Here is a 22,694-nt window from a genome sequence, read left to right on the forward strand (position 1 = left end):
TTTTATTTATATAATTTTGTGAGATAAAACAGATTGATATGAGTGGGAATGACTGTATTTTCTGACAGATTTATACCGATAATATCTGGTTAAAAAAACACTGTTATAGCTGAGGAGGTATCAGTGAAGAAATTGATTTGGTTAGTCATGTTGTTGATAAGTGGAAGTGTTTATGCAGATGCAAGTCTTCCACCACAAACAATATCAAGAATAGAGACCGGTTGGGGAAGTGAAGGCCTCTATTTATCCTTTGCTGAAAACAACAAAGTAGAAGGTTGTACTAACTCCAGAGTTCGTTTTGAACGTGATCACCCAATGCTAAAGGACATACTGTCCATTGCTTTATCTGCGTTCCATGCGGGTAAAAAAGTTCAAGTAAGAGTTTCCGGCTGCCTGGGTGCAGACCATAAAGGTATCGCGATAGCAGTTGTTCAGTAACTTTATAACAATCCATTTAAGCAGAAACACGTAAGTCTGGCAAAAAACGCCGGGGTAAACGTTATGTTTCCAGAGAAAATCAGAGATGAAACTGCTGAATTTGATTAACGAGCTCGATGTGTCAGATACAGACTATTGGTATGATTCAGGTCAGAAGCTGGTGTGAATAACCTAATAAAGTAAGATAAAAAAACGAGCCATTTGGCTCGTTTTTTTATTCATCTCATCACTGATGAGTTAACTCTTTCCCCAGTATCCCATCTTTCGGGCAATCCAGATCATCAAAAGCAATACGACAATAATCGCTACAAAATTGGACCCGGAATCAGGATACTGTGCTTTTACAAATGCAGAATGACCGAAAGCACCAACGAAGAAACAGGCCAAACCAACCATCGGGAAATCTTCCGACACAGGATGGCGCAGGTACTCCTGATAAAGCGCCTGAACAGCTAATACCAACGCAATCCAGGGGAAAATGGAAAAAGACACTTCACTCATCGTGATTGAAGACAGAATGGCATCACCACACATGCCCACAACAAAAGCAAGAATCAGGTTCTTCCGCTCCGCAGTATATTGAGAGCGATTCATTTTATTCGACATTATCAACTCCATCTATCTGTTGACGTTTACGTGCAATGCGATAGCTGCCTGCACCTTTAGCAATCATCCTCAATTGAATAATTAATCGTTCAGCTAGTTCATCCCGTTCACTTTTATCCAGATCCATGGCTTCTGCACCGGAGCTGAACACCAGCGTCACAGAAGCTTCAGCCTGAGCTGCTGCAATCTCACGTTCGATCCCATTCAGGACCAGATATTCTGTCAGCTCCGCAGAAAAATGCTGTATCTCTCTTGCGACTGCGGCACGAAATTCATAAGAAGTTCCGGAGCGTTCTCTCAGCAATAAACGGAAAACATTGGGGCTGTCTTCAATAAATTCCATGAAAGTCTCTACCGAAGTCCGAATCACGCTTCCTTTAGTTGCAATCCTTTGTCTGGCCTGACGCATGAGCTGACGCAGTAATAAACCACCTTCATCAACCATCGTCAGTCCCAACTCATTCATATCATCGAAGTGTCGGTAAAATGATGTCGGAGCAATCCCGGCTTCTCTAGCAACTTCTCTCAAACTCAAACTGGAAAAACTCTGTTGAGCACTCAATTGACGAAATGCTGCATCAATTAATGAACGACGGGTTTTTTCTTTCTGTTGAGCACGAATTCCCATGAAGCACAATCCCTAAATCACTACCAAAGAGCGCCTTACTATAACGCGAATTATCTTTTTATCGATAGACAATATTCTATCAGGTATATAATTGTCTATCCGAACTGATTTCATCAGTGTATCAGCGATCATTATCACTGATCAGTCGGCAGAACAGAGACACGGGCAAACAATGCGTTACAATATAGCTACCGAAAAAAAGAACGAATATTCATCAGGAAGTCATATGTCACAGACTCATCATTTCGATGCCATAGTCATCGGCAGTGGTCCCGGCGGTGAAGGTGCCGCGATGGGACTGACAAAAGCAGGCCTCAACGTAGCAATCGTTGAAAAAGAGCAAAGTGTCGGCGGCGGATGTACCCATTGGGGAACTATTCCATCAAAAGCATTAAGACATGCAGTCAGCCGTATCATCGAATTCAACAGCAATCCACTTTTCTGTCACAACAACACCAGCCTGCATTCAACATTCTCAAGTATCCTCAATCACGCCAAATCAGTCATAGACAAACAAACCCGGTTACGACAAGGGTTTTATGATCGTAATAAATGTACCCTGCTTTTTGGTCTGGCCCGGTTCGTGGATAGCCATACCATAGAAGTCATTCAGCATGATGGCAGCAAAGAATGCTACTCTGCCGACAAGTTTGTTATTGCAACAGGCTCCACACCTTATCGCCCTCATGATGTCGATTTTAATCATCCCCGGATATACGATAGTGATTCAATCCTGAGCCTTGCTCATGATCCCAGACATATTCTGATCTATGGTGCCGGTGTTATCGGGTGCGAATATGCGTCAATCTTCCGTGGACTTGGGGTGAAGACGGATCTCATCAATACCCGGGACCGTTTGCTGTCTTTTCTGGATAACGAAGTCTCCGATGCGCTGTCATATCACTTTTGGAACAATGGTGTTGTTATTCGCAATGACGAAACCTATCAGCGAGTTGAAGGCTGCCAGGACGGTGTGATTGTTCACCTGAAATCCGGGAAAAAGATGAAAGCAGATTGCTTACTCTATGCAAATGGGAGAGCCGGAAACACTGACAAGCTGAATCTGGAAGTGCTGGGATTAACCGCTGATTCCCGGGGACAACTGGCAGTAAATCAAAGCTACCAAACCGAAGTTGAACATATCTATGCAGTTGGTGATGTGATTGGTTACCCCAGCCTCGCCAGCGCAGCATATGATCAAGGCCGCTTTGTCGCGCAAACTATTGCATTCGGAGCAAGCAACCACCAGTTGATTGAGGATATTCCAACCGGAATATATACCATTCCAGAAATAAGTTCAGTGGGAAAAACGGAACAGGAACTGACCAACGCTAAAATTCCTTACGAAGTCGGACGTTCTTCATTTAAACATCTGGCCCGGGCGCAAATCGCCGGAACCGATGTCGGTAGTCTGAAAATCCTTTTTCACCGGGAAACCAAAGAGATCCTTGGTATCCATTGCTTTGGTGAGCGTGCCGCTGAAATCATCCATATCGGCCAGGCCATCATGGAACAGAAAGGAGAAGCTAACACCATTGAATATTTCGTCAATACGACCTTCAACTATCCAACAATGGCTGAAGCGTATCGGGTCGCAGCATTAAACGGGCTGAACCGCCTCTTCTGATTCGTAAGTAACTTTAAATCTATCAGGGTCGCTGACCATGCGGCCCAATCTCCCCCATTGATACCGGAAAGCTGAAACTGAGGGCAAATTGTATAAAGCAGCCAGGTTAAGAATGCTTCGCAACATCAGAACAGGCTGATGTGATATTTCACCAATAGATATGAACGACAACAGGAGTATAACGGAATTTGAATGTGGTCAGGTGACAAACCAGACGCTGCCATATTTTCCACCTTCGACACGGGAAATCCAGTGGTGAAAACGTACGGACACCTTTTGCCCAGGGAAGAGCACTCAGCACAGCGTTTCCAGGAGAAGCAAAACCATGTTGGTAAAAGCCAGCACCCAGTTTCTGCCCCAAACGAGTCCCACTTTTATCTCCTGCAAGTAGCAGACATGCATGAGCATGAGGGAAACTCAACCCCAGTGCTCTGATAAAATGGGAAATACTCTCAGTCTGAACACTAAGCAGAGCATGCTCACAAAGGATCAAAAGCGGTGCAGATTCCGGGATAACCACAGTCTTCAACCATGCCAGAGAGTCAACGCTACCATTCATATGCTGGTACCGCTCGCTGGGATGAAATAACTTCTGCCGCCAAATCAGATTCTCAGAAATGTCCACTTCAATCCAGTGACAACGCCCGTTATCCACCCGGTAAAACCGGGTATCCAAACCAGCGCCGACATTGATAATCCAAGCATCAGGATATATTGAGAGAAAATCCCGAACCTGCCGATCACAGATCTGAGTCAGGGTTACATGTAGTAATTGCTTTTGATCGATATTACCATCCAGACAATCCGGTGCAACGTGACAGGATAAACAAGCCTGTGCTGCTATCGGATCATAGATCAATCCATCATCCGCTAAACTTTCCCGGCTCCGAAACCAGAGGGGCTGAACTAAATGAGTGGGAATTTGATAGCGTTTTATATGCTTCCGGCAATAATGCGGCATTATCATCGTCCTCTCTGTCGAGAATCAGATGATAATGAATATCAATTCGAATTACAAGTTATTGAGAAGAACTCTCAACAACTAATTGTGTATGCTGCACCTTCTATGCACTACATCCAGTCGGTATTACGAATAATCCCGACAGCAATTCCCTCGATGTTCAGTTCCTGACAAGTGAGATCAACTTCAATTGGAGAAAATTCTTCATTCTCAGCATGGAGTAAAACTGTAGATCCCCGTTGTTCAAGCCGCTTCACTGTCACATCATCTTCTACACGAGCGACAACTACCTGACCATTTCTGACATCCTGAGTTTTATGAACAGCCAGCAGATCACCATCCATGATCCCAATATTCTTCATACTCTCGCCATGAACCCGGAGTAGGAAGTCAGCCTGAGGCCTGAACATTTCAGGATCAACCTTATAATGAGCCTCGACATGCTCCTGAGCTAAAATTGGCTCACCGGCAGCAACTCGCCCAATGAGTGGCAATCCTTCATCTGCCGGATCGTTGGCAGAATCGATCAGAATCCGTATTCCGCGAGAAGCTCCCGGAACAATTTCAATCACCTGCTTACGAGCAAGGGCCTTTAAATGCTCTTCGGCAGCATTAGCAGAACGAAATCCCAGCTCTTTTGCAATCTCAGCACGGGTTGGCGGCATCCCGGTATCTTCAACCCGACTTTTGATCAGATCAAAAACCTGTTGTTGGCGTGGTGTTAAAGGCTTCATAATTCACCTGTCTTTTTATACAGTCAACTGTGAGTATATCCAGTATTCTGATAAATGAAAAGTGAATCTTTCAAACAGTTAGAATGCAAAGATATCGATCCAGATATAAAGTGATATCAGGATAGCGATCAATACAGCAGCAGATCCCATATCTTTCGCCTGGCCTGCCAGTTGGTGATGTTCAAGGCCGATTCGATCCACAACAGCCTCAATTGCACTATTCAACAATTCAACGATCAGTACAAGCAACAAAGAAGATATCAGAAGCAAACGCTCTATCCGGGTTACATCACTAAACAGTGCCACTGGTATCAAAACAATACATGCGATTAATTCCTCCCGAAAAGCGGCTTCGCCGAGAACCGCTGCACGAATTCCCTGGTAGGAATATTTAGTTGCATTGAGTATACGAGTAAGGCCTTGAGCTGGTTTCTTTTGCATAAATTTTTCCGGTAATTTAATTTCAGTGCAGACCGACAGACAGCAAAGAAGTTCCATGACTTTGGCATCAAAGTCCTGTCGCAGCACACAAAAAATAGTCGTGAATAAGTAAAAGGTTTCCCCTATTTCTGTTATTCTAAACCACATTCAGGCAACCATGTTGAGATGATTTGTATCGTTGCGATATGGTACCTATTTTGTTATTCATTCTTGAGAGTCCGAACCTTTATGTCAGTCCGACAGTCAGTATCACGTTCATTGTTAACTATCCCTGTTTCTGTATTTACAAAGGGTACGGTTGTTCCTGCCGATCCAATTGCCGATCATCATATCGATCTGGAAAAACCGATCGTCTATGCACTACCGTTTCAGTCGACAGTCGACCTTTTAACTTTGAAGAAACAGACTGAAAAACTGGGGCTGCCGGATCCGTTTCAACCTCTGGAAATTGATGGTAAGAAATTAACCCGCTATATCTTTATTGCTTCCCGACCGACATTAATTCATAGCGACGAATATGTTCCGAGAGGATCCGTCACGCAATTTACTGAGCTTTTAGCGCTTCATCAGGATAATCCTCAACTCGATATTCAGCTCCTGCCGACTTCTGTACTTTGGGGCAGAAAGCCTGGCCGTGAAAAACAAAATCAGGGAAAGGCCTATCTCGAACCGATGAACGGGCCACAGAAGGCAAAAGCAGTCCTGCTTGCAGGACGAGACTGCCTGGTCCGCTTCAGCCCAGTCGTTTCACTCCGCTATATGGCAGATAATCATGGTACGGATGCAGCGATTGCTCATAAAGTTGCCAGAGTCGCCCGAATTCACTTTTCACGTCAGAAACTTGCAGCATCCGGACCTCAGTTGCCGGAACGCCAAGTTTTATTCCAGCGTCTGATGCAGTCACAGGCGATTCGCCATGCGATTAATGACGAAGTAAAAACCAAGAATGTTTCCCGTAAGAAAGCCCAGAAAGAAGCATTGAAAATACTGGACGAAATTGCAGCCAACTTCTCTTATTCTTTAGTCCGGAAAAGTGATCGATTGCTGAAATGGTTATGGAACCGGATCTATCAGGGAATTCATGTCCACAATGCAGCCCGGGTCCGCCGACTGGCACAGGACGGTCATGAGATTGTTTATGTGCCCTGCCACCGCAGTCATATGGACTATCTGCTTTTATCTTACGTGCTATACCACGAAGGAATGGTACCGCCACACATTGCTGCCGGTCTGAATCTGAATTTCTTCCCGGCAGGGCCACTTTTCCGACGTGGCGGCGCTTTCTTCATCCGGCGTAGTTTTAAAGGTAACAAACTTTATTCCACAGTATTCCGGGAATATCTTGCAGATCTGTTCACCAAAGGCTATTCCGTTGAATATTTCAGTGAAGGCGGACGTTCCAGAACCGGGCGTTTGCTCCCGGCTAAAACCGGCATGCTGGCAATGACGATTCAGGCAATGTTAAGAGGACTCAACCGTCCCGTAACATTAGTTCCTGTATATATTGGCTATGAGCATGTTATGGAAGTCTCGACATATGCCAAAGAGCTCAGCGGGAAACAGAAAGAGAAAGAAAATGCAGGGCTGGTTCTGAGAACCATTCGCAAACTTAAAAACTTTGGTCAGGGATATGTGAATTTTGGCGAGCCAATTCCACTTAATCAATTTCTGAATGAAGAAGTTCCAGACTGGACGAAAGATATCGACCGGGTTGGAAGCAGCCGTCCTCAGTGGCTCACTCCGGTAGTGAATCAGTTAGCAACAAAGATGATGACGCACATCAACGATGCGGCAGCAGCCAATGCAATGACTTTATGTGCCACGGCCTTGCTCGCATCACGTCAACGGGCGCTTGCCAGAGAAAATCTGGTCAAGCAGATCGATTGTTATCTTGAGCTTCTGCGCAATGTACCTTATTCAGAAAGTGCAACAATTCCGGCAGAAAGTGCCGATGCATTAGTACGTCATGCCACTTCTCTGGACAAATTTCTGATCGAATCCGATAGCATTGGAGAAATCATCTCTCTGGATCGCCATCAGTCGATCCTTATGACCTACTATCGGAATAACATCATCCATTTACTGGCTCTGCCATCTCTCATCGCTCAGATACTGGTCAGCCATCAGTCATTGTCGATAGAAACACTACGAGATTATGTTGCTCTTATTTATCCGTTTATCCGTCAAGAACTGTTCCTGAGTTATCAGGCTGAAACACTGAACGACCACATTGATGCCTATTTACAGGAACTACAGCGTCAGGAGTTGATCCAGAGTGAAGATGAGATTGTGGCTATTAACCCAGCCAGAACGCAGGTCCTGATTTTACTGGGAAGAACCATTTCCGAAACATTACAGCGCTATGCCATCACATTTAATCTATTGGTCTCCAAACCGGATATGGGCAAAAGTGAACTGGAAAAAAACAGTCAGGAAATCGCCCGCCGTCTGGGACGACTTCATGGCATTAATGCACCGGAATTCTTTGATAAAGGTGTATTTGCTGCATTGATGACGACACTGAAACAGCAGGATTATCTCAATCATGATCAGCAGTTCCATGCAGAAAAATGCCAACAACTCTCCGAGTTAATGTTCACATTACTTTATCCGGAAATTCGGTTAACCATCAGAGAAAGTACCTATCTGGTTGATTGATCTTTTTAACTGCGGAAACACAAAAGGCATCCTCCGGATGCCTTTTCTTGTATGGCGATTGTATTTTTTAATGTCAATTCACCATACCGAGACCAATAGACCGATAGTAATGACCATTCCAACATAGTTATTGTTCAGAAATGCATGCAGGCACAGAGTCCGATCACGATGGCGAATCAGGTGTTGCTGATACACAAATAGACCACTAACCACCAGAACACTCCAGTAAAAAGCGGATCCAAGCTGATACATCACACCCACACCGATCAGCATCAGTAATGTTATCAACTGAAGAATACCGATAATCAGCTTATCAAAACGACCAAACAGGATAGCTGTCGACTTCACTCCGATTTTTAAATCATCTTCCCGGTCAACCATCGCATACTGCGTATCGTAAGCAACAGTCCAGAAAGAATTAATCAGAAAAATGAACCACACAACTCCCGGTAAACTGTTTGACTGTGCAGCCCAGGCCATTGGGATCGCCCAGCTAAATGCCATTGCCAGAAAAATTTGGGGCAGATTCGTATAGCGTTTCATAAAGGGGTAAATGAATGCCAGGACAATTGCAGCAAAAGAGAGCTGAATCGTCAGTTTATTCATTGTCAGTACTAAAGAGAAAGAAACTAGTGACAAAATGAGGAACAATCCGACGGCTTCCTTCGCACTAACAAGGCCTGCCGGCAGAGGGCGTGAGCTGGTCCTCTGCACATGCCCGTCAACATGACGGTCAGCAAAATCGTTAATCACACATCCGGCTGAACGCATTAAAACAACACCGAGCACAAACACAAACAAAACGTTCAGGTCCGGAACACCTTCCGCAGCAAGTATCAATGCCCATAGGGTCGGCCATAGCAACAGCAGTGAACCAATGGGACGATCCATTCGCATCAACTGCCAGTATGCTTTTACCTTTGATACTGTCATTCCATGTTCTCCTTCACGTATACCGGTGCTTCAGGTAAAAATAATTCTGTAACAAGCATAGGCTGATGTTCCATCCATAGCCTTGAGCGACGAGCCCACAATACGCCATTTTCAGTATCCACTTTTGCGACCTGTAACTCATCTCTTCGGACGTATTGCGCCTGAAAGACAAAATCACCCAGAGGATGAGATCCCAGCTTGAAAACATTGTCTGACAAATCACTATTCATCAGTTGAGGAATCAAGGTATGACCGATCACCCATGGAGAATCATCCCCTGAAAGGAGTACCTGACGTAACAGACAACGCTGAGGAGCGTGCAATAGATCAGTCTCTTTCTCTGAAAAAAGTGAAATGTCTGCCCAGTCATTATATAAAACTTCAACAGATAACTCTCGGCAGTGCTTCTTCATTAACAGAGAAAGCGAGCCCTGCTCTTGCAACCATTGTCTGACCAGAGGGCTCGGGAAACAAAAATTTTCGCATTTCTGCCAGGTTATCTGGTTTAATAGCGATAGATAAGGCGAAACTAATTGATGCATACTACTATTTTATGTGAGTGCCTTTGTGATTGCATAATATCCTGATTAGGGTATTGTTTTGAATCAAATGTCGAAGGCTGTCAATTTTGTTACCAATGAGTAAACTATTGTAACAAGACCAAAGCAATTCGAATATCATCAACCTTTGTCAGATATAACATTATTATGCTGAAACGTTATTTAGCCCTCATCATTTTCATGACAGGCCTGTTGTCTGCCTCTCCCGGCTATACAGCAGAAGATGCAGAAGCTCCCAAACTTGCGTATTTTACGCTGGAGCCTGACTTAACCACCAACTTCTTTACAAAAGGTAAAGAACTTGGCTACATTCAGGTTCGCATCGAGATCATGGTTGCCAGTAGCGCCGACCTTTCCATCATCGAAAAACACCAGCCCCTGATTCGGGATACTGTTGTCGAACTGATGGGTAAACAAACCGAAGATACGGTAAAATCTCTTGCCGGACGGGAAGATCTGAGGAAAACACTGGTGAAAAAAATCAATGACCTGCTACTCCCGGAAACAGGACGAGCCATTGTTGCTGATCTGCTCTTCACTAAGTATATCTATCAGTAGCGACATTGCCGCCTTAATCTGCTAAACGACGGGATTCGTAAAATCCGAGTCCCGCACCGATCAGCAATCCAGCAACATGGGCACTATTTGCAATGGGCATGAAGGGCTGGATAAAACCGATGACCAGCCAGACCAGCATGAAACCAAGTAATGGTTTTTGTATTGATAGCTCCAGCTCAGGCTTCTTCCAGCCGACTATCCAGAGAAACCCAACTAACGCATATACAACGCCGGACAAACCACCAAAACCCGGTCCATCAACCCAATACTGAACAATACCGGAGCCGGCAGATGACAGTACCAACAGCGTTGCCAGTTTCCATGCTCCCAGACGCTTTTCAATATCTCCTCCCAGAAACCACCACCATAACAAATTAAAAATGATATGCAGTATGGAGAAATGGAGAAATGCCGGAGTTACCCAACGCCAGATTTCCCAGGTTTGACTCTGGGATGCGGGAAAGTGAAACAAATCAAATATCGTTTGCTGCAACCCCAGACTCTGAAGGATAAATATAACCACACATAGTCCCATAACCCCTAACGTCATGTGACCAGCTTTTGCCTGAAGAAGTTGTAAAACACCAGGAGAACGATAATGAAATGAAGGTTTATGCCTGCTATCCGTCGCCCAGGATGCTGCGCTATATTTAGTATCTCCGGGATTCTGCAAAAACAGTTTCAGTTCTGCCTCAGTTTCATATAAATCGTCATCTTTGAGCAACCACAAACAAAACTGCCCTTCAGCTTCCGGCATCATCGCAATTTCAATACGTTTTAAAGCCATATAATCGATAAATGCCTGCCCCAAACGGGGATTATCGATCGTAATCAGACGAATCATATGTGAGTCTCTTTTCTACGCCGGACAACCTATTACTGAGAAATAACGGGCAAACTGGCTCTCTGCCAGGCTTCAAAACCACCATCAATACTATATACCTGCTCAAATCCCTGATTAATAAGATATTGTGCTGCTCCCTGACTACTGACACCGTGATAGCACATCACCAGCACCGGATGCTCATAATCTACATCAGCCATAAATTGATTCATGGTATCGTTAGTCAGATGAAATGCAGACTCGGCATGTGACACAGCAAAGGCCTGAGGGTCACGAATGTCGACCAGAGTTGCTCCTAGCTCTTGCATCATGTTCAGTGCACCCTGAACATCAATGTGTTGAAATTGCTCCATAATTTATCACTCTTGCACTCTATAGATGAATCTTATTGTAACCTATTCAACGTACTATCAGTACAGTCGAATGGCAAGGTTATCCACCACTGATCAATTTTGCATCATCAGTGGATAAATCTGTGGATTGTGTTGATAAAGTAGCAATGAGAGAAAAGATCCACAATATGTAGTGATGATCTTTATTTTGTTGTGTGTAAGAATCATGATATCCCCAAATGGATATACTAGATCAGCACTTGATAACTACGACTCACCCACCTTAACTGAATCATTTGAACACAGACTTATCCACAGGCAACTACTCTCACTGTCGCACAATTTTGGATCAAAAATAAAAACCGGGATCACTGGGATCCCGGTTCTTAAAATTTCACTTTGCGGAGAAAATCCTTACATTTCCCCGACAGCATCCCGCAATTTCTTCATGGCATTTTTCTCCAACTGACGGATACGCTCAGCAGAAACACCATAATTATCCGCTAAGTCCTGCAAAGTCGCCTTTGGTTCATCCAACCAACGAGAACGCACAATGTGCTGACTACGTTCATCCAGACTTGATATCGCCAGAGATAAACGATGGTTGGTATGCTGTTCCCAGTTCGTACTTTCCAGATTCTCAGCAACATCAGAACTTTTATCTTCCAGATAAAGTACCGGTGCGGAAGCAGAGTTACTGTCATCATCATCGACAGACATGTCAAAAGTTGCATCCTGAGCAGCCAGACGCGATTCCATCTCACGGACTTCAGCTGGTTCAACTCCCAGCTCTTTGGCTACAGTTTCAACTTCACTGTGATTAAACCAACCCAGACGCTTTTTCGACTTTCTTAAATTAAAGAAAAGCTTCCGCTGCGCTTTGGTTGTGGCAATTTTTACGATACGCCAGTTGCGTAGAACATACTCATGGATTTCAGCTTTAATCCAGTGCACAGCAAACGACACCAGACGAACACCGACTTCGGGATTAAAACGCTTCACCGCTTTCATCAAACCGATATTACCTTCCTGAACCAAATCAGCCATTGGTAATCCGTAGCCGGAATAGCCACGAGCAATATGAACGACGAAACGAAGATGCGACAAAATTAAACCTTTCGCAGCCTCAATTTCACCTTTGTAGTGTAGTCGTTCCGCAAGCTCACGTTCTTCTTCTGCACTCAACATAGGATAGCTATTTACAGAACGGATATAGCTGTCCAGACTATCTTGTGTAACAACTGCTATTGGATACGTTTGGTTTGTCATTCAATTCCTCATCAATCTCTGACTAAGAGTTTATTCAACCTATCGTCGGGACTCTGTCGCTCTACAGCCAAGTCCAACCGATACAGATAAACAATTTTCCGCAGGAAGTCAAGCTTCCACCGTTATAAGTTGCATATGACAACACAAGTTTCATACCACAGGTGTAAGACACACATTCTCTATACAGGTTCAATTTCTTTCAGATGACGCTGTGCAGATAACTTGGCAGCAACACAACTCAGTAACGTGCCAATCATTAATAATAAGAGAGACTCATCCCAGCCCAGCCCCAGAAGACGGAAACGGCTGTCGTAAAGTGTTGCCAGTTCACTCACTGCACCATTAAATAATATAGTCAGAAAAGCGGTAAACAACCATGCAATCACAGAGCCGAGAAAACCAAACCACATTCCTGAATACAGGTAAGGCCGTAAAATAAAAACATCAGTTGCCCCAATCAGTTTCATAGTTTGAATTTCTTCCTTATTTGCCAGTACGTTAAAACGTAAAGTATTCCCGACAATCAGAAATACGGCAGCAAACATCAACAATGAAAGGCTGACCACAACCATAGTCGCCAGATTTTTAATTGCATCCAACCGTGTCAGCCAATCTTCATCAAGACGAACATCCGTAACATCCTGTTCACTCTGAAGCTCCCTTGCCAGTTGTTTGACTTCAGACTGACTCGTCACAGCCGGCGTAATCACCAAAACTCCGGGTAATGCATAGTCATCCAATAAACTGATTGCCTGTTCAAACCCAGCGTGTTGACTCATCTCTTCCAGCCCTTTCTGGGGAGAAATATATTCAACCTTACCAACGCTCTGACGAACTTCAATTTCGTCTTTCAACACCATCACCCGGGCTTCCGGTGTTCCTTCCTGCAGATAAACGCTGATTTGAGCAGGTGTCGCCACATGCCCGGCAACAGATGCAACATTTTTACTAAACAGATACAGACAAGCAGGCATTGTCAGAGCCATTGAGATCACTGCCAGAGTGAGAAGATTCCCCAAAGGCCTTTGCTGCCAAAGGGCAAAAAAGGAAGACTTAGCCTGTTTGTAATGTATCGTCAGAAAACGATCACGGGGAGGACGTTTCTGCTGATCCCTTTTTTTCTTCAAATTGGAGGTTCGCCTGTTCTTCGGCTTAGTGGCCATAATCTTCAACCTCACTTAAGAAACCGTGATTTAACTCAAGGTGGCGATATAAAGGCCGGGAATTAACCAGACTGATATCATGTGTCGCAAGCAATATGGTCACACCAGCCCGGTTAAACTCTTCAAACAAGCGAAGAATCCGATTGGATAAATCCGGATCCAGGTTCCCAGTCGGCTCGTCAGCAAGCAACAAGGTCGGCCGATTCACAACCGCTCTGGCGATTCCGACCCGTTGTTGTTCCCCTCCGGATAGTTGGCTGGGTAAACAACGGATCTTATCCAGTAATCCGGTTTTATCTAAAGCCGCAGAAACCCGCCGCTTAATTTCATTTTCAGAGATCGATTCAATCCGCATCGGCAGTGCCACGTTATCGTATACACTTCGATCCATTAACAAACGATGATCCTGAAATACAATGCCGATGTTACGCCGCAAAAACGGAATATCCCGGTTAGGGATTCGGGTAATGTCATGTCCATTAAAATGAATACGCCCGTCAGTGGGACGCTCGATAGCACAGATCAACTTCAGTAATGTGCTTTTTCCTGCACCTGAATGTCCACCAACAAATGCCATTTCCCCACGACGGAGGTAGAAGTCGACTTTCTGTAAAGCCTGTCGCCCTCCCCGATAGGCTTTACTCACCTGCTGAAATCTGATCACTCGTTTGCCCCCTTTCTCAAGCATAATCCATGTTTGCCGTCCGACAGCAAACTTTGCTATAAAATAAGCAACTTATTCATTCCAGCTAAACTACTCATCCCGACTAAATAACGCTTCAATAAATTCTTCAGTCTGAAAAGGACGCAGATCATCGATCCCTTCACCAACACCAATGAAACGGATCGGTATCTTAAATTGATCAGCAATTGCAAAAATAACCCCACCTTTGGCTGTACCATCCAGTTTTGTCAGCGTAATCCCCGTCACAGGAGCCACCTCACTGAACAACTTGGCCTGACTGATGGCATTCTGACCGGTACCGGCATCCAATGTCAGCATAATTTCATGAGGAGCCGAATCGTCGAGCTTCTTCATCACCCGCACAATTTTCCGCAATTCTTCCATCAGGTTGCCTTTATTCTGCAAGCGCCCTGCGGTATCAGCGATCACGACGTCAACACCACGGGCTTTCGCAGCCTCAATAGTGTCATAAATAACTGATGCACTATCAGCCCCGGTATGTTGGGCAATAACCGGAACCTGATTACGTTCACCCCAAATCTGAAGTTGTTCCACAGCAGCAGCACGGAAAGTATCCCCAGCGGCCAGCATGACCTTCTTCCCTTGCATCTGATACTGCTTGGCCAGCTTACCAATGGTGGTTGTTTTACCGACACCATTCACACCAACCATCAAAATAACATAAGGTGTTTTATGCTCATCAATCACTAAAGGCTGTTCGACATGCGAGAGAATTTCTCCCATCTCTTCTTTCAACAACCCGTATAAAGCTTCCCCGTCCTTCAACTGCTGCCGGTTCGCTTTTTCCGTCAGGTTTTCAATAATCTTAAGCGTCGTATCCATGCCGACATCAGCAACTAACAACTGCTCTTCAAGTTCTTCAAAAAGATCGTCATCGATCTTTTTACCTTTAAACAGACCAAAAAAGCCTGCACCGATATTCGCTTTTGTCCGGCTAAGGCTTCTTTTCAAACGGGCGAAAAAGCCTTCTGTCGGTTTTTCCTGCTCAGCCACTCTGACCAGCTGAGGAACTTCCGGAACAGGTTCTTCATCCGTTTCTTCCTCAGCAGTGGTAACCGTGGTCTCAACGACTTCGTCCTCAGTCTCATCCACCAGCAGTTCAGCCTCAGGGTTTTCTTCCTGGTCAGACTCATTTTCATGTGTCGCAATTTCTTCCGCAGACTCACTTATCTCCGGGACATCTTCACCCACAACTGTCGAGGCAGAAGCTTCAGCTACCTCATCCTTTTCATGAGAAGCATCTTCATCACCAAAACCAAGCCATGACAGCAGGCCGCGTTTCTTTTTTTCTGTCATCTGGAAATATCCTGAATCTATTCATTTGTTCAAAAAGTTGTATACATCGATTTAAGCCACAGATTGACTCTGGCTCAAGTCACTGCCTTGCCTCAACACCAGATGATTCTCGCTGAAACAGTATTTTGAGATCATTTAAGTATCATACCAGTTCCAATCATGACGTCATCTTATTGCGCGACTATCCCTAATACTCTCCCGGCAAGGCTCCTGTGAAAAAATATTCAGCTCGTTAGTACCATTCTTTCCGCTGAAAATTTACGCTCTACAGGAAAGAAAAATGACAAAGCAGTGAAAAATATCAACTCAGACTGGTAAACTTCGCCATTATAAGATTCGTATCTTCACCCGCCTGCAAATAAAACATACGGGGCGGCTATATTAACACTTTATTTTCGGTCAAAAAATCATGGGAAAACATCGCCAGCCAAACAAGTCACAAAAAAAAGACAAATCGGGCTTCATTCGGATTATTAGTGGATTGTGGAAAGGCCGGAAACTTCCTGTCCACGACGCTGAAGGCCTGAGACCAACGACAGACAGAGTGAAAGAAACTCTCTTCAACTGGCTGGCAACTGATCTTCCCAAAGCCCGGTGCCTGGATTTGTTTGCGGGTTCAGGCAGTCTTGGCTTTGAGGCAGCATCACGTCAGGCTGAGTTTGTGACCATGATTGAGAAAAATCCTGATGCTTTGCGGCAACTGAAGCAAAATCAGCAAACACTGTCAGCCAGTCATCTGCAAATTGTTCAGGCAGACACGCGTATTTATCTCGCTCAGACGCCACCGGCAGAACCCTACGACATCGTTTTCATCGATCCACCATTCCGGCAAGGATTACTGGAAGAGACACTCCATTTACTGGAACAAGGTCAATGGCTGCATGAAAATGCACTTATTTATATAGAAAGCGAAAAGGAATGGCCTGTTTCGACCATCCCGCCGTCCTGGAAACTCCACCGGGAGAAAGTCGCAGGCCAGGTCTGTTACCGTTTATTCCAGAGAAATGCATAAAGACCGTATATCCAAATGACTGGCTTAGCCAGTCATATAGCTCTTGATACCATCCAGAAACATCTGTGTCGAAACCATAACCAGCAATAATCCCATCAAACGTTCCACAGCCTTCAGACCTTTCTCTCCCAGAATCCGGTGGAAGAAATCATAAAACATCAAAATAAAAGATGTCCCTGTCCAGGCCAGAAAAACAGCTAAAGCCAGTTCGCCTAAATGGTTCGGAAATTGTGATGAAAACACCAGCAATGATGCGATCAGGGAAGGGCCGGCAATCATCGGGATCGCCATTGGTACAATGAAAGGTTCTTCCCCGGCAGCCAGGCCAGTAATTGAGCCGGCACTGGGAAAAATCATCTTGATCGCAATGATAAACAGGATCACGCCCCCGGAGATACTCAATGTCTCCGGAGCTACCTTCAGAAACCCAAGTATATTTCTACCGGCAAACAGAAAAATCATTAAGATAAGAAGCGCAAAAAGCAGCTCTCTCACCAACACAATACGCCGCCGCTTCGGATCCAAGTGTTTTAATATTGCCAGCACAATCGGGAGGTTGCCTAGCGGGTCCATAATCAAAAACATCATGGTCGCTACGGATAGAATTTCCATACTCAGATCTCAGACGATTTATCAAAAAAATGAAGTATAACAACCTGAAAGAAAGATTTCGATGCCCGGATTGCCCCATCGAGAATACCTGTACACAGGAGTTTACCGCCGGAGAACAGCCCGAAACGAAGCCGGATACCGCCAATTCTAATGGGAGTGGGAACAAATTCGTCCTTCATTCAACATCCAGAGGCCAGAGTCTTCAATGATCTTCTGCTTTGCTTCGAAAAACAGCAACAGACTATCCACATCAAAACCGGCCAACTTGCAAGTCCGGAAGCGAGCCTCCGAGCCGTAGGTTTGCTGAATTTTCTCTTTCAGTTCAGCTTTACTCATAGGAGCTTCGCGCAACAAGTCTAAAACCTTGTGAGCATGAATTTCAGTAGCCACTTTTATTTCTCCACATAAAAACGTTCACTGTAAAACGCTTGCTGATTGATAGCGAATATCACGCCATCAAGAGTGATAGGGTAAGAGCGAAACAACCAGCAGACATAAAGCCAGCAGAAATCCGGCAGTAGTCAAAAACGAAACCTCACCTTGTTTTTTCTGACCAGGATAGACCATGACCCGGAAAAAAACCGTAAACCATAAAGCTGCACCAACGAAAGCCTCCCAGGAATCCCAGCTTCGGACCTGAAGCCACCATTCACTGGCAGACCAAATCAAGCCGAGCAATCCTATCCCCAAAACGGCAACTACCGTCATGCGTGTATCGATATAAGGCAGGAAAAGCAAATATAAGACGATGCCGATCGCGATCAATGTGATCGGTAACCACCATTGAATCGGATGAACAATATGCTGCCAGTAAGCCAGACTGAAAGCCACACAACTCAGCAGAAAAGAAAAAAAAGATAAGCGAGCCCGAGTCTGACCGATGAAGGACCAGCTAAAAATCAGACAACCACATAATGCCACCGAACTCCAGACGACAGAGGCTGTCGATTCCGGTGTCAAACCCCACATTAATACCAGTAATACAGTGGTGCAAATCAAAACCAGATAAAAAGAGAGTCTGGTTTGGTGACCAACATGGCTTTCCTGCATACAAACTACCCTCGAGTTGAACAGATGCTAGTTTATAGCCGTTTTATGAGAAATCCACCGGCGCTTTCAAAAACTTGGATCTGAGTAAGGTAGTAAATTCATCCTGTATAAAAACGAGTCAACATCGATAAGAATGGATACATTATCAAAAATCATCAGACAAACCGACTTTCTCAGATAAAAACATTGTACAAATGAATTGAATCAGAGATAAAATCGTATAAACAGTAAAAAAACAGAATCAATAAATCCATAATAAACAGACGATTAAATAACATTAGTTATGTAAAAACCTCATAACCATGCCTCATCAATAAATAATAGAAAAAAATCACGTCAGACCTCTTACAAGCTCTTGCTAAAGACATACAGCTGATAACTATTATCAAACATGTTGTTAGTGAGACTCACTTTTTGAGAAATAAATACCAAAAACACCAGAACCCAAGGTAAATCACCAAAAGAAACAAGCGCAAATAAACACCATTTAAATATTTTTTATTTTTCAAATAAAATCAAAAAGTTAATTAAGATTTTACAACAAGAAACCCATAACGCACAAAGAACATACAGCTAAAATACTCACAAAAAACCGACAAATAGATGTCATATCAGTAAACTAAACATACCTTTTCAAAGATTTTACAAAATGAATTTGATCAATCCTGAAAAAATGCTATTCTGTATAAATATTAGCTAACCAGATATAGGAGCAGTGTTATGATCACTTCATCTCAAAAGCAGGGGCTTGTCATGATTGCAGTAATTCTCGGCCTTATGACGCTGCCTCTGTTTTACTGATATACTGACATACAAGAAAAGGGACGCATTAGCGTCCCTTTTTCTTTTCTATTTAATTAATTATTCAAATAATTTAGAAGAAACAAACTCCCAGTGTATGTAGTACACACCGAGTGCAAGTAAAGTAATAATCATCATCAAAGAAATTGCGGCTCGCCAGATAAAACGACCACTTCTGGGAGTCAACTCTTTCATACACTCATCATAGACTTCCAGAAATGACTCACAGTCATCCAATGAATAATCTGCTTCATGAAGCAGCTTGTTACGGATTGTCGCAATATATCTCAGCTTCTTGATGACATCATGTGGTAACCGATCTTCACAGCTTGATATCAACTGATGCAATCCACGTCCTTCAGCGTGGTACTGAACACGGAGTAGATGCTCCAGTTTTCGTGTTCTGATAATAACTTTCTCAATTTCTGACATGGCGACCCTCTCGATTTCTCCTGATATCCGGATAACCTTCGATCCTGATACTATGGCAGCAGCCATCTTGTCAACCGGAAACGAGCACATATCCAACTCATCACCAAAGCCCCGACATAACTAATTATAATCCATAATGGGATCACCCAAAGCGGATGCCCGGAATTTAACGCAAAAGCATGCATTGGCCATAGAATGAGTGGGTGAAGAATGTAGATACCTAAGCTATAGCGACTCATAAAACGAACAGCATTCTGGTAAACCGGAGACAAACGAGCGCCCCACTTTCTGCATATAACGAACACCATCCCGGATATAAGTATCGTATTCAGTGTCTTATATGACAGCCATCGTTTTACCGTATATGCCTCAGCTTCAACACTCAAATGAATCACCATATAAACCGTCACGATCAAACTGATGATTCCCAGTAAAATCCAGAGACTGGGATGTACATCCTCTCTGGAGAGGAAATATCCCAACAAGAGATAACCGGAATAAAGCCATAGAGTTGCAGACCAAATACCATCCCAGTAAAACAGGTATGCAACTGAACTAATCATCCATAGCAACAAATACCCCTGAACGAACCATCCGTGCTCTCTGACAGCCCAGTGAAACACAGGAACCAGAAAATACAGGGGAATAAAGTAATAAAAAAAGCCAAGATGATAGTATGTTGCTTCGTTCATCATCTCTGACAATCTCATCTTTACTGTCTCGGCATCAAAACCGCTGGCATTCCAGCCTGACAGGTATGCATAAAAAACCGACCAGACCAGAAATGGGACAACCACTTTCAGGACTCTGCGCTTAATGTAATATTTCCATTCAAACGGACGCGGATCACCGACTAAAAGTGCTCCTGAAACCAAAATAAATACCGGAACAGCCCAACGGCTAATCCCATTTAACCCGGCAGCAACCGCCCAATGGTCAAAAGGAATCACACCGAATTGGTGACGAAATGGTCCCAAGACATGAATACCAACAACAAATAACGCTGCCAGACAACGCAGCAAATCAAAATAGAAAACCCGCCCGGGAGCCATCGCATATCTCCTTTTCTCTTCCGGTGACTCTAGCGATATCTCGATCCTGTACAACAATCTGTGGTTATATTTTGTTCAGGCTGATGTCAGAACTTCACTTTGATAGGTATCATCAATTAATAAAATAAATTTAACCGAATTTATCTTATTAATTATGCTACGTATGATGAATCTAATTCAGAAAGAATACAGATGAATCGTGAGGTGTCCTATGAAAACGAACGTAATTGGGCTAGACAATACCGCCAGCCAAAAACTTGCTACATCCTTAAATCAGTTACTCGCAAACTATCAGGTATTCTATATGAATGTCCGGGGTTATCACTGGAATATCAAAGGACCTGAGTTTTTTGAACTTCATGTAAAATTCGAAGAAATATACACTGACCTACTGATTAAAATCGATGAGATTGCCGAGCGGATTCTGACTCTGGGAAGTACACCTCTCCATACTTTTAGTGATTACGTCACTCGCTCAGAAATTCAGGAGCACAAACAGGCTTCTCAGGCTAAATCGACAGTAGAAGGTCTGGTTCAGGGATTTGGAACACTGGTCAAACAGCAAAGAGAAATTCTGAACATTGCCGGAGAAGCTAGTGACGAAGGAACAGCAGCGTTAATGAGTGATTATATCCGGGAGCAGGAAAAACAAATCTGGATGTTCAATGCCTGGTTACAGTAAAAATAACCTCAGGCTGAGGGCTCGCGATACCACTCACTGGTTTTGAAGATAATCGGTCAGAGGAAGCGTTTAGACAACATATTGTGCATTATTGCTCCAGCATAATGCCTCATAGAGTGACTGACTGACTTCCTCGACCGGAATACCGATTTTCTGGCTCTCAGTTTCAACGCCATGCCAGTCCCCTTTTTCAAAATATTCCTGAATTGTCAGTAGATCACCAAAGGCGCCTTCTCGCTTCGCTAACGCTTCTTTGGCAGGTTCAGGTAACGGCAGTTGTTCCATTAAATCATCGATTGAAGTATCTAGAATCGCATCCAGCACAGAAAAAAGTCCGATCATAAATGCCTGAGCTTTTAATTCACGGAAAGGTGCATGAACCGACATCAGCTGACAAAAGTGTGCACGCTGTAAAGATAACCGGTAAAGTTCTTTGGGCTTATTCACGGCAACATAAGATGCAACCGTCAGAGAGACGAAAGACCTGAGTTTCTCCTGTCCTAAATAAATAAGAGCCTGACGAAAAGATGAAATACTGACACAGATACGATCCGAGAGTGCATTCACAAAACGCAGTAACTTATAAGATAAGGCCACATCTTGTGACAGTATTTCTTCCACTCGATCAAAATTTACTTCAGTCTGGCAGACTTCGTTGAATAAGTTCATCGCCGTCAGATACTCAGGCATAACATACTGCCTTTTCATCACCTGAGGCTTCTTGAAATAATATCCCTGAAAGAAAGAAAAACCGGCGGCCTTCGTCTGAAGAAACTCCGCTTCCGTTTCTACACGCTCTGCCAGAAAACGACATTTACAGTCACTGGATATTTTCTGCTGTACAAACTGACAGGCCTCATCTACACCCATGGCCATAATGTCCAGCTTCACAATATGTACATAGGGAAGAAAGCGTTCCCAGGCCGGAGAATAGACAAAATCATCCAAAGCCAGCAAATATCCCTGACGGTATAAATCGCGGACAACACTGTATAACGCATCTGTCGGCTCACAGGTCTCCAGAACTTCAACGACAATCTGGTGTTTAGGTAGCATAAAAGGGAGGCGACGGATCAGACTTTTATAAGGGAAATTAATAAAGCAGCGGGAGGTTCTTCTGTCCGATGTCCTGCCAAGGGTCAGAAAATTTTCGGCAATCAAACGGTATGTTGCCCGTTCTGAACTGACATGAGATGGAAAAGCATTCATTTCCCCATCCCGGAAAAGTAACTCGTAGCCTAACGTCACACCTTTTGCATTTAATATCGGCTGACGGGCAACATATGTATATCGCATTTT

Annotated in this window: 25 protein-coding genes; 6 read left to right on the forward strand and 19 right to left on the reverse strand. The window is 44.0% G+C overall.

Going from position 1 to position 22,694, the window contains the following annotated elements:
- Positions 1–123: 123 nt before the first annotated feature.
- A complete protein-coding gene (locus OCU74_RS15320; protein WP_087481886.1) occupies positions 124–438 on the forward strand; it encodes a hypothetical protein in 315 nt (104 codons plus the stop codon).
- Positions 439–675: 237 nt separating this feature from the next.
- On the opposite strand, the gene OCU74_RS15325 is transcribed toward OCU74_RS15320, so the two are convergent.
- Positions 676–1,044: a YijD family membrane protein gene (locus OCU74_RS15325; RefSeq protein WP_087481887.1), complete on the reverse strand. Its 369-nt coding sequence runs from the start codon at positions 1,042–1,044 to the stop codon at positions 676–678.
- A complete protein-coding gene (fabR, locus tag OCU74_RS15330) occupies positions 1,034–1,672 on the reverse strand; it encodes an HTH-type transcriptional repressor FabR (protein ID WP_200807759.1) in 639 nt (212 codons plus the stop codon). Before fabR ends, OCU74_RS15325 begins: the two co-directional genes overlap by 11 nt.
- 226 nt (positions 1,673–1,898) lie before the next feature.
- Between fabR and sthA the strand changes: the two genes are divergently transcribed.
- Complete coding sequence (gene sthA, locus OCU74_RS15335; protein ID WP_087481889.1) at positions 1,899–3,299, forward strand: Si-specific NAD(P)(+) transhydrogenase; 1,401 nt, start codon at positions 1,899–1,901, stop codon at positions 3,297–3,299.
- A 148-nt stretch (positions 3,300–3,447) separates the two neighbouring features.
- On the opposite strand, the gene OCU74_RS15340 is transcribed toward sthA, so the two are convergent.
- The 3 genes from OCU74_RS15340 to OCU74_RS15350 form a co-directional block, all read right to left on the reverse strand.
- A complete protein-coding gene (locus tag OCU74_RS15340; RefSeq protein ID WP_390623631.1) occupies positions 3,448–4,266 on the reverse strand; it encodes a class I SAM-dependent methyltransferase in 819 nt (272 codons plus the stop codon).
- A 104-nt stretch (positions 4,267–4,370) separates the two neighbouring features.
- Complete coding sequence (lexA, locus tag OCU74_RS15345) at positions 4,371–4,994, reverse strand: transcriptional repressor LexA (RefSeq protein ID WP_087481891.1); 624 nt, start codon at positions 4,992–4,994, stop codon at positions 4,371–4,373.
- Positions 4,995–5,072: 78 nt separating this feature from the next.
- Positions 5,073–5,435, reverse strand: coding sequence for a diacylglycerol kinase (locus tag OCU74_RS15350; protein ID WP_087482042.1), 363 nt, complete (start codon positions 5,433–5,435; stop codon positions 5,073–5,075).
- A 228-nt stretch (positions 5,436–5,663) separates the two neighbouring features.
- Here OCU74_RS15350 and plsB point away from each other — a divergent pair, with 228 nt between their 5' ends.
- Positions 5,664–8,093: a glycerol-3-phosphate 1-O-acyltransferase PlsB gene (gene plsB, locus OCU74_RS15355; RefSeq protein WP_087481892.1), complete on the forward strand. Its 2,430-nt coding sequence runs from the start codon at positions 5,664–5,666 to the stop codon at positions 8,091–8,093.
- Positions 8,094–8,171: 78 nt separating this feature from the next.
- On the opposite strand, the gene ubiA is transcribed toward plsB, so the two are convergent.
- Both ubiA and OCU74_RS15365 read right to left on the reverse strand, forming a co-directional pair.
- Complete coding sequence (gene ubiA, locus OCU74_RS15360; protein WP_087481893.1) at positions 8,172–9,026, reverse strand: 4-hydroxybenzoate octaprenyltransferase; 855 nt, start codon at positions 9,024–9,026, stop codon at positions 8,172–8,174.
- Entirely contained in the window at positions 9,023–9,568 is a 546-nt protein-coding gene (locus OCU74_RS15365) for a chorismate lyase (RefSeq protein WP_087481894.1), read from the reverse strand. The genes ubiA and OCU74_RS15365 overlap by 4 nt, the downstream gene beginning before the upstream one ends.
- Positions 9,569–9,733: 165 nt before the next feature.
- Between OCU74_RS15365 and OCU74_RS15370 the strand changes: the two genes are divergently transcribed.
- A complete protein-coding gene (locus tag OCU74_RS15370) occupies positions 9,734–10,144 on the forward strand; it encodes a flagellar basal body-associated protein FliL (RefSeq protein WP_087481895.1) in 411 nt (136 codons plus the stop codon).
- A gap of 13 nt (positions 10,145–10,157) precedes the next feature.
- Here the strand turns inward: OCU74_RS15370 and glpG are convergent, their stop codons facing one another.
- The 6 genes from glpG to ftsY form a co-directional block, all read right to left on the reverse strand.
- Complete coding sequence (gene glpG, locus OCU74_RS15375) at positions 10,158–10,988, reverse strand: rhomboid family intramembrane serine protease GlpG (RefSeq protein WP_087481896.1); 831 nt, start codon at positions 10,986–10,988, stop codon at positions 10,158–10,160.
- A gap of 32 nt (positions 10,989–11,020) precedes the next feature.
- Complete coding sequence (gene glpE, locus OCU74_RS15380; RefSeq protein ID WP_087481897.1) at positions 11,021–11,341, reverse strand: thiosulfate sulfurtransferase GlpE; 321 nt, start codon at positions 11,339–11,341, stop codon at positions 11,021–11,023.
- Positions 11,342–11,734: 393 nt separating this feature from the next.
- The gene (rpoH, locus tag OCU74_RS15385; protein ID WP_087481898.1) at positions 11,735–12,589 is read right to left on the reverse strand and encodes an RNA polymerase sigma factor RpoH; all 855 of its coding nucleotides are present in this window, start codon (positions 12,587–12,589) and stop codon (positions 11,735–11,737) included.
- A 179-nt stretch (positions 12,590–12,768) separates the two neighbouring features.
- Entirely contained in the window at positions 12,769–13,752 is a 984-nt protein-coding gene (ftsX, locus tag OCU74_RS15390; RefSeq protein ID WP_087481899.1) for a permease-like cell division protein FtsX, read from the reverse strand.
- Complete coding sequence (gene ftsE, locus OCU74_RS15395) at positions 13,742–14,416, reverse strand: cell division ATP-binding protein FtsE (protein ID WP_087482043.1); 675 nt, start codon at positions 14,414–14,416, stop codon at positions 13,742–13,744. The genes ftsX and ftsE overlap by 11 nt, the downstream gene beginning before the upstream one ends.
- A 90-nt stretch (positions 14,417–14,506) precedes the next feature.
- Positions 14,507–15,754 (reverse strand): signal recognition particle-docking protein FtsY, encoded by a 1,248-nt coding sequence (ftsY, locus tag OCU74_RS15400; protein WP_087481900.1) that lies wholly within the window; start codon positions 15,752–15,754, stop codon positions 14,507–14,509.
- Between the two features lie 409 nt (positions 15,755–16,163).
- Between ftsY and rsmD the strand changes: the two genes are divergently transcribed.
- A complete protein-coding gene (gene rsmD / locus OCU74_RS15405; protein ID WP_087481901.1) occupies positions 16,164–16,766 on the forward strand; it encodes a 16S rRNA (guanine(966)-N(2))-methyltransferase RsmD in 603 nt (200 codons plus the stop codon).
- A 24-nt stretch (positions 16,767–16,790) separates the two neighbouring features.
- Here rsmD and OCU74_RS15410 read toward each other — a convergent pair whose 3' ends face one another.
- From OCU74_RS15410 to OCU74_RS15430, 5 genes are all read right to left on the reverse strand, one after another.
- Positions 16,791–17,378, reverse strand: a complete 588-nt coding sequence (locus OCU74_RS15410) for a YhgN family NAAT transporter (RefSeq protein WP_087481902.1) — start codon at positions 17,376–17,378, stop codon at positions 16,791–16,793.
- Positions 17,379–17,525: 147 nt separating this feature from the next.
- Positions 17,526–17,768 carry a YecH family metal-binding protein gene (locus OCU74_RS15415; RefSeq protein ID WP_087481903.1) on the reverse strand — a complete coding sequence of 81 codons (243 nt, stop codon included), beginning with the start codon at positions 17,766–17,768 and terminating at the stop codon, positions 17,526–17,528.
- 66 nt (positions 17,769–17,834) lie between these two features.
- Positions 17,835–18,428, reverse strand: coding sequence for a lysoplasmalogenase family protein (locus tag OCU74_RS15420; protein ID WP_087481904.1), 594 nt, complete (start codon positions 18,426–18,428; stop codon positions 17,835–17,837).
- Positions 18,429–19,289: 861 nt separating this feature from the next.
- On the reverse strand, positions 19,290–19,661 hold the full coding sequence (locus tag OCU74_RS15425) for a DUF4145 domain-containing protein (RefSeq protein ID WP_087481905.1): 372 nt from the start codon (positions 19,659–19,661) through the stop codon (positions 19,290–19,292).
- A 50-nt stretch (positions 19,662–19,711) separates the two neighbouring features.
- Positions 19,712–20,713 carry an acyltransferase gene (locus OCU74_RS15430; RefSeq protein WP_087481906.1) on the reverse strand — a complete coding sequence of 334 codons (1,002 nt, stop codon included), beginning with the start codon at positions 20,711–20,713 and terminating at the stop codon, positions 19,712–19,714.
- 211 nt (positions 20,714–20,924) lie between these two features.
- On the opposite strand from OCU74_RS15430, the gene OCU74_RS15435 reads away from it, so the two are divergent.
- On the forward strand, positions 20,925–21,395 hold the full coding sequence (locus tag OCU74_RS15435) for a Dps family protein (RefSeq protein WP_087481907.1): 471 nt from the start codon (positions 20,925–20,927) through the stop codon (positions 21,393–21,395).
- A 69-nt stretch (positions 21,396–21,464) separates the two neighbouring features.
- On the opposite strand, the gene OCU74_RS15440 is transcribed toward OCU74_RS15435, so the two are convergent.
- A complete protein-coding gene (locus OCU74_RS15440; RefSeq protein ID WP_087481908.1) occupies positions 21,465–22,691 on the reverse strand; it encodes an EAL and HDOD domain-containing protein in 1,227 nt (408 codons plus the stop codon).
- Positions 22,692–22,694 lie beyond the last annotated feature (3 nt).

Source organism: Vibrio mangrovi (assembly GCF_024346955.1).
Classification (GTDB): Bacteria; Pseudomonadota; Gammaproteobacteria; order Enterobacterales; family Vibrionaceae; genus Vibrio; species Vibrio mangrovi.

Excerpts from the sequence above, each read along its gene's own strand:
- OCU74_RS15325 (WP_087481887.1), bottom strand. The coding sequence starts at position 1,044 with ATGTCGAATAAAATGAATCGCTCTCAATATACTGCGGAGCGGAAGAAC.
- fabR (WP_200807759.1), bottom strand. The coding sequence starts at position 1,672 with ATGGGAATTCGTGCTCAACAGAAAGAAAAAACCCGTCGTTCATTAATT.
- sthA (WP_087481889.1), top strand. The coding sequence starts at position 1,899 with ATGTCACAGACTCATCATTTCGATGCCATAGTCATCGGCAGTGGTCCC.
- OCU74_RS15340 (WP_390623631.1), bottom strand. The coding sequence starts at position 4,266 with ATGATAATGCCGCATTATTGCCGGAAGCATATAAAACGCTATCAAATT.
- lexA (WP_087481891.1), bottom strand. The coding sequence starts at position 4,994 with ATGAAGCCTTTAACACCACGCCAACAACAGGTTTTTGATCTGATCAAA.
- OCU74_RS15350 (WP_087482042.1), bottom strand. The coding sequence starts at position 5,435 with ATGCAAAAGAAACCAGCTCAAGGCCTTACTCGTATACTCAATGCAACT.
- plsB (WP_087481892.1), top strand. The coding sequence starts at position 5,664 with ATGTCAGTCCGACAGTCAGTATCACGTTCATTGTTAACTATCCCTGTT.
- ubiA (WP_087481893.1), bottom strand. The coding sequence starts at position 9,026 with ATGACAGTATCAAAGGTAAAAGCATACTGGCAGTTGATGCGAATGGAT.
- OCU74_RS15365 (WP_087481894.1), bottom strand. The coding sequence starts at position 9,568 with ATGCATCAATTAGTTTCGCCTTATCTATCGCTATTAAACCAGATAACC.
- OCU74_RS15370 (WP_087481895.1), top strand. The coding sequence starts at position 9,734 with ATGCTGAAACGTTATTTAGCCCTCATCATTTTCATGACAGGCCTGTTG.
- glpG (WP_087481896.1), bottom strand. The coding sequence starts at position 10,988 with ATGATTCGTCTGATTACGATCGATAATCCCCGTTTGGGGCAGGCATTT.
- glpE (WP_087481897.1), bottom strand. The coding sequence starts at position 11,341 with ATGGAGCAATTTCAACACATTGATGTTCAGGGTGCACTGAACATGATG.
- rpoH (WP_087481898.1), bottom strand. The coding sequence starts at position 12,589 with ATGACAAACCAAACGTATCCAATAGCAGTTGTTACACAAGATAGTCTG.
- ftsX (WP_087481899.1), bottom strand. The coding sequence starts at position 13,752 with ATGGCCACTAAGCCGAAGAACAGGCGAACCTCCAATTTGAAGAAAAAA.
- ftsY (WP_087481900.1), bottom strand. The coding sequence starts at position 15,754 with ATGACAGAAAAAAAGAAACGCGGCCTGCTGTCATGGCTTGGTTTTGGT.
- rsmD (WP_087481901.1), top strand. The coding sequence starts at position 16,164 with ATGGGAAAACATCGCCAGCCAAACAAGTCACAAAAAAAAGACAAATCG.
- OCU74_RS15410 (WP_087481902.1), bottom strand. The coding sequence starts at position 17,378 with ATGGAAATTCTATCCGTAGCGACCATGATGTTTTTGATTATGGACCCG.
- OCU74_RS15420 (WP_087481904.1), bottom strand. The coding sequence starts at position 18,428 with ATGCAGGAAAGCCATGTTGGTCACCAAACCAGACTCTCTTTTTATCTG.
- OCU74_RS15425 (WP_087481905.1), bottom strand. The coding sequence starts at position 19,661 with ATGTCAGAAATTGAGAAAGTTATTATCAGAACACGAAAACTGGAGCAT.
- OCU74_RS15430 (WP_087481906.1), bottom strand. The coding sequence starts at position 20,713 with ATGGCTCCCGGGCGGGTTTTCTATTTTGATTTGCTGCGTTGTCTGGCA.
- OCU74_RS15435 (WP_087481907.1), top strand. The coding sequence starts at position 20,925 with ATGAAAACGAACGTAATTGGGCTAGACAATACCGCCAGCCAAAAACTT.
- OCU74_RS15440 (WP_087481908.1), bottom strand. The coding sequence starts at position 22,691 with ATGCGATATACATATGTTGCCCGTCAGCCGATATTAAATGCAAAAGGT.